Source organism: Clostridium sp. DFI.5.61, assembly GCF_024462915.1.
In the GTDB taxonomy this organism is placed as follows: domain Bacteria; phylum Bacillota; class Clostridia; order Oscillospirales; family Oscillospiraceae; genus Lawsonibacter; species Lawsonibacter asaccharolyticus.
The window spans coordinates 1-9,750 of the sequence record NZ_JANGBZ010000090.1 but is presented as its reverse complement, the minus strand read 5'-3'; the positions used below and the strand labels follow the sequence as shown (position 1 = coordinate 9,750).

At 62.3% G+C, this 9,750-nt stretch carries 12 protein-coding genes; 6 read left to right on the top strand and 6 right to left on the bottom strand.

Annotated elements, in window-relative coordinates:
- Nucleotides 1-172: 172 nt before the first annotated feature.
- Together NE584_RS18635 and NE584_RS18630 are read left to right on the top strand one after the other, a co-directional pair.
- Nucleotides 173-1,357, top strand: coding sequence for a nucleoside recognition domain-containing protein (locus tag NE584_RS18635; RefSeq protein ID WP_108980872.1), 1,185 nt, complete (start codon nucleotides 173-175; stop codon nucleotides 1,355-1,357).
- Between the two features lie 31 nt (nucleotides 1,358-1,388).
- Nucleotides 1,389-1,601 carry a hypothetical protein gene (locus tag NE584_RS18630; RefSeq protein WP_050623886.1) on the top strand — a complete coding sequence of 71 codons (213 nt, stop codon included), beginning with the start codon at nucleotides 1,389-1,391 and terminating at the stop codon, nucleotides 1,599-1,601.
- 225 nt (nucleotides 1,602-1,826) lie between these two features.
- On the opposite strand, the gene NE584_RS18625 is transcribed toward NE584_RS18630, so the two are convergent.
- Together NE584_RS18625 and hprK (NE584_RS18620) are read right to left on the bottom strand one after the other, a co-directional pair.
- On the bottom strand, nucleotides 1,827-2,774 hold the full coding sequence (locus tag NE584_RS18625; RefSeq protein WP_050623885.1) for an ROK family protein: 948 nt from the start codon (nucleotides 2,772-2,774) through the stop codon (nucleotides 1,827-1,829).
- A 1-nt stretch (nucleotide 2,775) separates the two neighbouring features.
- Entirely contained in the window at nucleotides 2,776-3,729 is a 954-nt protein-coding gene (gene hprK / locus NE584_RS18620) for an HPr(Ser) kinase/phosphatase (RefSeq protein ID WP_242850303.1), read from the bottom strand.
- Nucleotides 3,730-4,041: 312 nt separating this feature from the next.
- Here hprK (NE584_RS18620) and rpmB (NE584_RS18615) point away from each other — a divergent pair, with 312 nt between their 5' ends.
- Complete coding sequence (rpmB, locus tag NE584_RS18615) at nucleotides 4,042-4,230, top strand: 50S ribosomal protein L28 (protein ID WP_050623883.1); 189 nt, start codon at nucleotides 4,042-4,044, stop codon at nucleotides 4,228-4,230.
- 54 nt (nucleotides 4,231-4,284) lie between these two features.
- On the opposite strand, the gene NE584_RS18610 is transcribed toward rpmB (NE584_RS18615), so the two are convergent.
- Entirely contained in the window at nucleotides 4,285-4,713 is a 429-nt protein-coding gene (locus NE584_RS18610) for a CBS domain-containing protein (RefSeq protein ID WP_050623882.1), read from the bottom strand.
- A 324-nt stretch (nucleotides 4,714-5,037) separates the two neighbouring features.
- On the opposite strand from NE584_RS18610, the gene NE584_RS18605 reads away from it, so the two are divergent.
- Nucleotides 5,038-5,466, top strand: coding sequence for a CBS domain-containing protein (locus tag NE584_RS18605; RefSeq protein WP_050623882.1), 429 nt, complete (start codon nucleotides 5,038-5,040; stop codon nucleotides 5,464-5,466).
- A 54-nt stretch (nucleotides 5,467-5,520) separates the two neighbouring features.
- Here the strand turns inward: NE584_RS18605 and rpmB (NE584_RS18600) are convergent, their stop codons facing one another.
- Nucleotides 5,521-5,709: a 50S ribosomal protein L28 gene (gene rpmB / locus NE584_RS18600; protein WP_050623883.1), complete on the bottom strand. Its 189-nt coding sequence runs from the start codon at nucleotides 5,707-5,709 to the stop codon at nucleotides 5,521-5,523.
- Nucleotides 5,710-6,021: 312 nt separating this feature from the next.
- Here rpmB (NE584_RS18600) and hprK (NE584_RS18595) point away from each other — a divergent pair, with 312 nt between their 5' ends.
- Together hprK (NE584_RS18595) and NE584_RS18590 are read left to right on the top strand one after the other, a co-directional pair.
- On the top strand, nucleotides 6,022-6,975 hold the full coding sequence (hprK, locus tag NE584_RS18595) for an HPr(Ser) kinase/phosphatase (RefSeq protein ID WP_242850303.1): 954 nt from the start codon (nucleotides 6,022-6,024) through the stop codon (nucleotides 6,973-6,975).
- A gap of 1 nt (nucleotide 6,976) precedes the next feature.
- A complete protein-coding gene (locus tag NE584_RS18590) occupies nucleotides 6,977-7,924 on the top strand; it encodes an ROK family protein (protein WP_050623885.1) in 948 nt (315 codons plus the stop codon).
- A 225-nt stretch (nucleotides 7,925-8,149) separates the two neighbouring features.
- On the opposite strand, the gene NE584_RS18585 is transcribed toward NE584_RS18590, so the two are convergent.
- Nucleotides 8,150-8,362 carry a hypothetical protein gene (locus NE584_RS18585; protein ID WP_050623886.1) on the bottom strand — a complete coding sequence of 71 codons (213 nt, stop codon included), beginning with the start codon at nucleotides 8,360-8,362 and terminating at the stop codon, nucleotides 8,150-8,152.
- A gap of 31 nt (nucleotides 8,363-8,393) precedes the next feature.
- The gene (locus NE584_RS18580) at nucleotides 8,394-9,578 is read right to left on the bottom strand and encodes a nucleoside recognition domain-containing protein (RefSeq protein WP_108980872.1); all 1,185 of its coding nucleotides are present in this window, start codon (nucleotides 9,576-9,578) and stop codon (nucleotides 8,394-8,396) included.
- Between the last annotated feature and the right edge of the window lie 172 nt (nucleotides 9,579-9,750).

The window sequence follows — 9,750 nt, the reverse complement described above, 5'->3', positions numbered from 1 at the left end:
CCCCCCCCCCCCCCCCCCCCCCCCCCCGCCCCGCCCCCCCCCCCCCCCCCCCCCGGGGGCAGTTTTCTCTCCTGTTTCAGAAAAAGGGCATCTTTTTTCTGCCCGCGCATATAGATCCATAAGGGACCGCGCACGTTCCGTGCGGCCCGCTCTGCGCCGGGAGGTGAGCCCCATGGGCCGTCTGTTCTCCAGAAGAAAATACCGGGACTTGATGCTGGGTCTGGCTCTGCTGTGCGCTGTTCTGGCCCTGATGCGCTGGCCCCAGGAGAGCATGGCCGCCGCCCGGGACGGGCTGGCCCTGTGCGGCAATGTGATCATCCCCTCCCTTTTTCCCTTCTTTGTCCTCTCCTCCCTGGTGGTAGAGCTGGGGATGAGCCGCTACCTGGGCCGTCTGCTGGAGGGGGTCATGGCCCCCCTGTTCCGGGTGGGGGGCGCCTGCTCCTCCGCCCTCGCCCTGGGCTTTGTGGGGGGCTACCCGGTGGGGGCCCGCACTGCCATCGCCCTATACGAGAACGGCCAGTGCTCCAAAACAGAGGCAGAACGGCTGCTGGCCTTCTGCAACAATTCAGGTCCCGCCTTTATCCTGGGGGTGGTGGGCACCGGGATCTTCGCCAGCAGCCGTGCGGGGCTGCTCCTCTATCTGGCACATATCGCCGCTTCCCTGTGCGTAGGCCTGCTCTTCCGCTTCTACCGGCCCGGCGAGGGACCCCGGCCGGGACGACATGCGGCCCCCCAGTTCCAGGCAGCCAGCTTCCCCGTGGCCTTCACCCACTCCATCACCGGGGCCCTGTCCTCCACCCTGAACATCTGTGCCTTCGTGCTGTTTTTCACGGTGGTCATCCGGATGCTCTTTCTCTCCGGCGTCATGGGCGCTCTGGCCGGCGGGGCGGCCGCTCTGCTCTCCCCCCTGGGGCTGGATCAGGCATGGGCTCAGCGGCTCATCACCGGCCTGTTGGAGCTCTCCTCCGGGGTCTCCTCCCTCACCGGAGCGGGCACGGTGACCGGCCGGCTGTCCATGGCCGCCTTCATGCTGGGGTGGGCCGGCCTCTCTGTCCACTGCCAGGTGCTGGCCTTTCTGGGAGACAGCGGCCTGTCCCTGCGGACCTACCTCACCGGCAAGCTGCTTCATGGCGGCCTCTCCGCCCTTTTCACTGCCCTGCTGGTCCGCCGCTTCCCCCTGGAGGCGCCGGTCTCCTCCTACCTGGCGGAACAGGTGGAGGGCATCGCCAGCCTGGACTTTCAGCGTGCCCTAACCATCTCCACCGCGGCCGCCTGGGGCGTCTGGCTGCTCTTTGTGGCACTGGCCGTCTATATGGTGAAAAAAAGCAGTGGAAAACCCAGGCCAAAGAGAGTATAATGGTCCCAACAACGCATTGGGAGGGACCTTCATGGGCCTGTTTCAAAAAAAGATCGAACCCCGCTGCACCTACTGCGCCCGTGGGCGCGCCCTGAGCGAGGATCAGGTGATCTGCGACCGGAAGGGGGTCATGTCTGCCGGTTCCAGCTGCCGATCCTTCAAGTACGACCCATTGAAACGGGTCCCTCCCCGCCCGGCTAAGGCGGATTTCTCCAGGCTGAAGGACGAGGATTTTGTCCTCTGAACCTGGACGTTCTCAGGAGCCTGCCAGCCAGGCAATGGGCGGAGAGACTGTCATTCCCGAGGTACACGCCCTTGGAAATGACGAAATCAAACTTTTATTCCGTCGCCTGCGGGTGGCGGAATTCCTCACAGGAGAGCTTTTTCCACAAGCCGAGGCGGCCTCCGCATCTGCGGAGGCCGCCCTGTTCTTGTTCCACCGCTGCTCTCCCGGCCGGGAGCCGGGCCCTTACAGCATCTTGTACAGCATGGCAGCCCCTACCACTCCGGCGTCGTTGCCCAGGGAGGCTCTCTCCAGGCGCGGCGGCTTGGACTTGTCAAAGCAGCCCGCCAGCACCAGCCCCCGCAGGGGGTCCAGCAGCAGGTCGTCCTCTGCGTTGCTGATGCCGCCGCCCAGGCAGATGATCTCCGGCTGGAGGATGTTCACCAGGTTGATCAGGCCGATGGACAGCCCCTCGAGATAGCGGTGAAGCACCTTCTTTGCCGACAGGTCCCCCAGCCGGGCAGCCTGGAAAGGGATGCGCCCGTCCACGCGGAAGCGGTCCCCCTGGCACAGCTCCCACATCACGCTGCCCGGGTCCCGCTCCATGGCCTCCTGGGCAATACGGATCAGGGCAGTAGCGGAGCCGTACTGCTCCCAGCATCCCCGGTTCCCGCAGCCGCACAGCACGCCGTTGGGCCGGATGATCATGTGGCCCACCTCCAGCCCGGACTGGGCGAAGCCGGTGTACAGCTTGCCGCCCACCACCAGGCCGCCTCCGATGCCGGTGCCCAGGGTGACCACCACTGCGGGGTCGCAGTCCTTGGCCGCGCCGGCCCAGTACTCACCGATAGCGGCGCAGTTGGCGTCGTTGCCCAGATAGACGGGCACGTCCCACTCCGCCTGGAACATCTCCCGGATGGGAGTGTTGTCAAAGGGCATGTTGGGAGTCTGGATCACATAGCCCGTCTTGTTGTCCACCAGACCGGGCAGGCCCAGGCCCACTGCCTTGATCTGATCTGCGGCGAAGCCCCCTACCTCCGCCGCCTGCTGGGCCAGCTGGGCGGACTGGCGGCACAGCTCTGCCGGGTCCCACGCCTTGTTCACCGGACGGCTCACCTTGTTGATGATCTTTCCCGCTCCATTGGTCAGTCCGGCCACCATGTTGGTGCCGCCGATGTCAAGCCCGATATACATCTCATTCATCTCCCACACCCATCTTCCGGGCAAAATGTTGATCCATTCTTCTGGTCAGCTCCAGCGCCGCGTTGTGGCCCATCTTGCGGTTGCGGTTGTTCATGGCCGCCACCTCCACGATGCTGGCCAGGTTCCGGCCCGGCTTCACCGGGATGGTCAGGGCGGGCAGCTGCACCCCCAGGATCTCGGTGTAGGTGTTCTCCAGGCCCAGGCGGTCATAGACTGCGGTGTCATCCCAGGGCTCCAGCTTGATGACCATATCGATCTCCTGATTCATCTTGATGGCCCCCATGCCGAACAGGCGGCGTACATCGATGACCCCGATGCCCCGCAGCTCCATGTAGTGGCGGATCAGCTCCGGGGCGGAAGCCACCAGGGTGCCATGGTTGGTCTCCTTGATCTCCACCGCGTCGTCCGCGATGATGCGGTGGCCGCGCTTGATCAGCTCGATGGCCACCTCGCTCTTGCCCACGCCGGACTCTCCCTGGAAGAGCACCCCCTCGCCGTAGATCTCCATCATCACGCCTGACCGGGTGATCCGGGGAGCCAGATGGTTGTAGAGACTGCCGATGAGAGAGCTCATAAAAGCCGAGGTCTGCTCCTGGGTGCGCAGCACGGTGCGCCCGTATTTCTGGGCCATCTCCATACACTCTGGGAACGGGTCGATGCCCCGGGTATAGATCAGGGCAGGCACCGGGTAGGAGAGCAGTCGGTCAAAGCTCTCCCGGCGCCGCTCTTCACTCATGCCGCTGACATAGGTAGTCTCGGTCAGTCCCATCACCAGCAGGCGCTTGGTGTCAAAATGCTCAAAAAAGCCGGACAGCGGAAGTCCGGGGCGGTTTACGTCCAGGGTCCGCAGCGGGATATTCTGGTAGTCCTCTCCCTCGTGGAGGAGCTCCAGGTGGAATTCCTTGATGATCTCGCCCAGACGGACGCTGTTTTGGGTCTCTGTCACAGGGTGCACCCCTCTCCTATATTCTGGTTCTGGATTAGTATAGCTCATTTCCACCCGGCACGCAAGAGAACAGCCGTTTTTTCTTGTCCTATTTTACACAGGCAGGAGATGCTGCCCTCTCCTTTTTCGTCAAAACTGCCAGAGCGTGCCCGTAAAATTTTCAGGGGCGGCCGGCCACAGGCTGCCCCTGCCCTTCCACTCCTGAGAATAAGCGGAGTTTTTGAAAAAAACTCTTGCATTTTCACGCAACATCTGGTATTATATCAGTCGATGCTTCTATAAGCGTACTCTCATAGCGAGGAGGTAAGCAACATGGCTAAATGCGAATTCTGCGACAAGGGCGTCACCTTTGGCATCCAGGTCTCCCACTCCCACCGCCGTTCCAACCGTGTCTGGAAGCCCAATGTGAAGCGCGTGAAGGCGATCGTGAAGGGCACTCCTACCCACGTGTACGTCTGCACCAGATGCCTCCGTTCCGGTAAGGTCACCCGCGCTGTGTGATTGGAATAAGGCTGACAAAAAACCTCTGTACCACACGGTACAGAGGTTTTCTCTTTACACCGGGGATGCCTCCAGCTCCTCCAGATCTGTCCGCTCCACCAGGAAGGCCATGAAGGAGCGCCGGGTGACGATCCCGCAGAAGCAGTTCCGGTCGTCCACGATGGGGATGAAGTTCTGCCGCAGAAGCGCCTGGGCCACCTGATCCGGAGTGGCCCGGATACCCAGCGGCGGGCAGAAGTCCGGGCGGAGAAGGCCCCCGATGCGGTACTTCTCGTGAGCCTTCCTGTCGGTGGTACCCACAGCCAAAATATGACGCAGGAAGTCCCCCTCTGTGATGCTGCCCAGGTATTCTCCCTGGTCATTCAGCACCGGGATGGCGGTGTATCCATGCTGCCGCAGCAGCTCCAGTCCCTGACGCACCGTGTCCCCTGTATGTAAAAACACGGTCAGAGCCTTGGGAGTCATGATCTTGATGATATTCATATTGGTCTCCTTGCAGTTTCGTATCGATACCCAGTCTGAGAAATCTCCCCAGCCGTTCTCCGCATCTCGGCCTGCGGCCTCTTTCCTTCTATCATAAAGGAAACGCCTCCCTTTTGCAACTGTTCTCTGTAGGATATTCTAAAAAGGGCCTGGGCGGCTGTGCACAGCCGCCCAGGCCCTTTTTAGAATATCCTACAGAGAACAGTTGCAAAAGGGAGGCGTTTCCTTTATGATAGAAGGAAAGAGGCCGCAGGCCGAGATGCGGAGAACGGCTGGGGAGATTTCTCAGACTGGGTATCGATACGAAACTGCAAGGAGACCAATATGAATATCATCAAGATCATGACTCCCAAGGCTCTGACCGTGTTTTTACATACAGGGGACACGGTGCGTCAGGGACTGGAGCTGCTGCGGCAGCATGGATACACCGCCATCCCGGTGCTGAATGACCAGGGAGAATACCTGGGCAGCATCACAGAGGGGGACTTCCTGCGTCATATTTTGGCTGTGGGTACCACCGACAGGAAGGCTCACGAGAAGTACCGCATCGGGGGCCTTCTCCGCCCGGACTTCTGCCCGCCGCTGGGTATCCGGGCCACTCCGGATCAGGTGGCCCAGGCGCTTCTGCGGCAGAACTTCATCCCCATCGTGGACGACCGGAACTGCTTCTGCGGGATCGTCACCCGGCGCTCCTTCATGGCCTTCCTGGTGGAGCGGACAGATCTGGAGGAGCTGGAGGCATCCCCGGTGTAAAGAGAAAACCTCTGTACCGTGTGGTACAGAGGTTTTTTGTCAGCCTTATTCCAATCACACAGCGCGGGTGACCTTACCGGAACGGAGGCATCTGGTGCAGACGTACACGTGGGTAGGAGTGCCCTTCACGATCGCCTTCACGCGCTTCACATTGGGCTTCCAGACACGGTTGGAACGGCGGTGGGAGTGGGAGACCTGGATGCCAAAGGTGACGCCCTTGTCGCAGAATTCGCATTTAGCCATGTTGCTTACCTCCTCGCTATGAGAGTACGCTTATAGAAGCATCGACTGATATAATACCAGATGTTGCGTGAAAATGCAAGAGTTTTTTTCAAAAACTCCGCTTATTCTCAGGAGTGGAAGGGCAGGGGCAGCCTGTGGCCGGCCGCCCCTGAAAATTTTACGGGCACGCTCTGGCAGTTTTGACGAAAAAGGAGAGGGCAGCATCTCCTGCCTGTGTAAAATAGGACAAGAAAAAACGGCTGTTCTCTTGCGTGCCGGGTGGAAATGAGCTATACTAATCCAGAACCAGAATATAGGAGAGGGGTGCACCCTGTGACAGAGACCCAAAACAGCGTCCGTCTGGGCGAGATCATCAAGGAATTCCACCTGGAGCTCCTCCACGAGGGAGAGGACTACCAGAATATCCCGCTGCGGACCCTGGACGTAAACCGCCCCGGACTTCCGCTGTCCGGCTTTTTTGAGCATTTTGACACCAAGCGCCTGCTGGTGATGGGACTGACCGAGACTACCTATGTCAGCGGCATGAGTGAAGAGCGGCGCCGGGAGAGCTTTGACCGACTGCTCTCCTACCCGGTGCCTGCCCTGATCTATACCCGGGGCATCGACCCGTTCCCAGAGTGTATGGAGATGGCCCAGAAATACGGGCGCACCGTGCTGCGCACCCAGGAGCAGACCTCGGCTTTTATGAGCTCTCTCATCGGCAGTCTCTACAACCATCTGGCTCCCCGGATCACCCGGTCAGGCGTGATGATGGAGATCTACGGCGAGGGGGTGCTCTTCCAGGGAGAGTCCGGCGTGGGCAAGAGCGAGGTGGCCATCGAGCTGATCAAGCGCGGCCACCGCATCATCGCGGACGACGCGGTGGAGATCAAGGAGACCAACCATGGCACCCTGGTGGCTTCCGCCCCGGAGCTGATCCGCCACTACATGGAGCTGCGGGGCATCGGGGTCATCGATGTACGCCGCCTGTTCGGCATGGGGGCCATCAAGATGAATCAGGAGATCGATATGGTCATCAAGCTGGAGCCCTGGGATGACACCGCAGTCTATGACCGCCTGGGCCTGGAGAACACCTACACCGAGATCCTGGGGGTGCAGCTGCCCGCCCTGACCATCCCGGTGAAGCCGGGCCGGAACCTGGCCAGCATCGTGGAGGTGGCGGCCATGAACAACCGCAACCGCAAGATGGGCCACAACGCGGCGCTGGAGCTGACCAGAAGAATGGATCAACATTTTGCCCGGAAGATGGGTGTGGGAGATGAATGAGATGTATATCGGGCTTGACATCGGCGGCACCAACATGGTGGCCGGACTGACCAATGGAGCGGGAAAGATCATCAACAAGGTGAGCCGTCCGGTGAACAAGGCGTGGGACCCGGCAGAGCTGTGCCGCCAGTCCGCCCAGCTGGCCCAGCAGGCGGCGGAGGTAGGGGGCTTCGCCGCAGATCAGATCAAGGCAGTGGGCCTGGGCCTGCCCGGTCTGGTGGACAACAAGACGGGCTATGTGATCCAGACTCCCAACATGCCCTTTGACAACACTCCCATCCGGGAGATGTTCCAGGCGGAGTGGGACGTGCCCGTCTATCTGGGCAACGACGCCAACTGCGCCGCTATCGGTGAGTACTGGGCCGGCGCGGCCAAGGACTGCGACCCCGCAGTGGTGGTCACCCTGGGCACCGGCATCGGAGGCGGCCTGGTGGTGGGCGGCAAGCTGTACACCGGCTTCGCCCAGTCCGGGCTGGAGGTGGGCCACATGATCATCCGGCCCAACGGCGTGCTGTGCGGCTGCGGGAACCGGGGATGCTGGGAGCAGTACGGCTCCGCTACTGCCCTGATCCGTATTGCCCAGGAGGCCATGGAGCGGGACCCGGGCAGCGTGATGTGGGAGCTGTGCCAGGGGGACCGCTTCCGCGTGGACGGGCGCATCCCTTTCCAGGCTGCCCGGCTGGGGGACCTGTCGGCAAAGAAGGTGCTTCACCGCTATCTCGAGGGGCTGTCCATCGGCCTGATCAACCTGGTGAACATCCTCCAGCCGGAGATCATCTGCCTGGGCGGCGGCATCAGCAACGCAGAGGACGACCTGCTGCTGGACCCCCTGCGGGGGCTGGTGCTGGCGGGCTGCTTTGACAAGTCCAAGCCGCCGCGCCTGGAGAGAGCCTCCCTGGGCAACGACGCCGGAGTGGTAGGGGCTGCCATGCTGTACAAGATGCTGTAAGGGCCCGGCTCCCGGCCGGGAGAGCAGCGGTGGAACAAGAACAGGGCGGCCTCCGCAGATGCGGAGGCCGCCTCGGCTTGTGGAAAAAGCTCTCCTGTGAGGAATTCCGCCACCCGCAGGCGACGGAATAAAAGTTTGATTTCGTCATTTCCAAGGGCGTGTACCTCGGGAATGACAGTCTCTCCGCCCATTGCCTGGCTGGCAGGCTCCTGAGAACGTCCAGGTTCAGAGGACAAAATCCTCGTCCTTCAGCCTGGAGAAATCCGCCTTAGCCGGGCGGGGAGGGACCCGTTTCAATGGGTCGTACTTGAAGGATCGGCAGCTGGAACCGGCAGACATGACCCCCTTCCGGTCGCAGATCACCTGATCCTCGCTCAGGGCGCGCCCACGGGCGCAGTAGGTGCAGCGGGGTTCGATCTTTTTTTGAAACAGGCCCATGAAGGTCCCTCCCAATGCGTTGTTGGGACCATTATACTCTCTTTGGCCTGGGTTTTCCACTGCTTTTTTTCACCATATAGACGGCCAGTGCCACAAAGAGCAGCCAGACGCCCCAGGCGGCCGCGGTGGAGATGGTTAGGGCACGCTGAAAGTCCAGGCTGGCGATGCCCTCCACCTGTTCCGCCAGGTAGGAGGAGACCGGCGCCTCCAGGGGGAAGCGGCGGACCAGCAGGGCAGTGAAAAGGGCGGAGAGGCCGCCATGAAGCAGCTTGCCGGTGAGGTAGGTCCGCAGGGACAGGCCGCTGTCTCCCAGAAAGGCCAGCACCTGGCAGTGGACAGAGAGGCCGGCCCACCCCAGCATGAAGGCGGCCATGGACAGCCGGCCGGTCACCGTGCCCGCTCCGGTGAGGGAGGAGACCCCGGAGGAGAGCTCCAACAGGCCGGTGATGAGCCGCTGAGCCCATGCCTGATCCAGCCCCAGGGGGGAGAGCAGAGCGGCCGCCCCGCCGGCCAGAGCGCCCATGACGCCGGAGAGAAAGAGCATCCGGATGACCACCGTGAAAAACAGCACGAAGGCACAGATGTTCAGGGTGGAGGACAGGGCCCCGGTGATGGAGTGGGTGAAGGCCACGGGGAAGCTGGCTGCCTGGAACTGGGGGGCCGCATGTCGTCCCGGCCGGGGTCCCTCGCCGGGCCGGTAGAAGCGGAAGAGCAGGCCTACGCACAGGGAAGCGGCGATATGTGCCAGATAGAGGAGCAGCCCCGCACGGCTGCTGGCGAAGATCCCGGTGCCCACCACCCCCAGGATAAAGGCGGGACCTGAATTGTTGCAGAAGGCCAGCAGCCGTTCTGCCTCTGTTTTGGAGCACTGGCCGTTCTCGTATAGGGCGATGGCAGTGCGGGCCCCCACCGGGTAGCCCCCCACAAAGCCCAGGGCGAGGGCGGAGGAGCAGGCGCCCCCCACCCGGAACAGGGGGGCCATGACCCCCTCCAGCAGACGGCCCAGGTAGCGGCTCATCCCCAGCTCTACCACCAGGGAGGAGAGGACAAAGAAGGGAAAAAGGGAGGGGATGATCACATTGCCGCACAGGGCCAGCCCGTCCCGGGCGGCGGCCATGCTCTCCTGGGGCCAGCGCATCAGGGCCAGAACAGCGCACAGCAGAGCCAGACCCAGCATCAAGTCCCGGTATTTTCTTCTGGAGAACAGACGGCCCATGGGGCTCACCTCCCGGCGCAGAGCGGGCCGCACGGAACGTGCGCGGTCCCTTATGGATCTATATGCGCGGGCAGAAAAAAGATGCCCTTTTTCTGAAACAGGAGAGAAAACTGCCCCCGGGGGGGGGGGGGGGGGGGGGCGGGGCGGGGGGGGGGGGGGGGGGGGGGGGGGG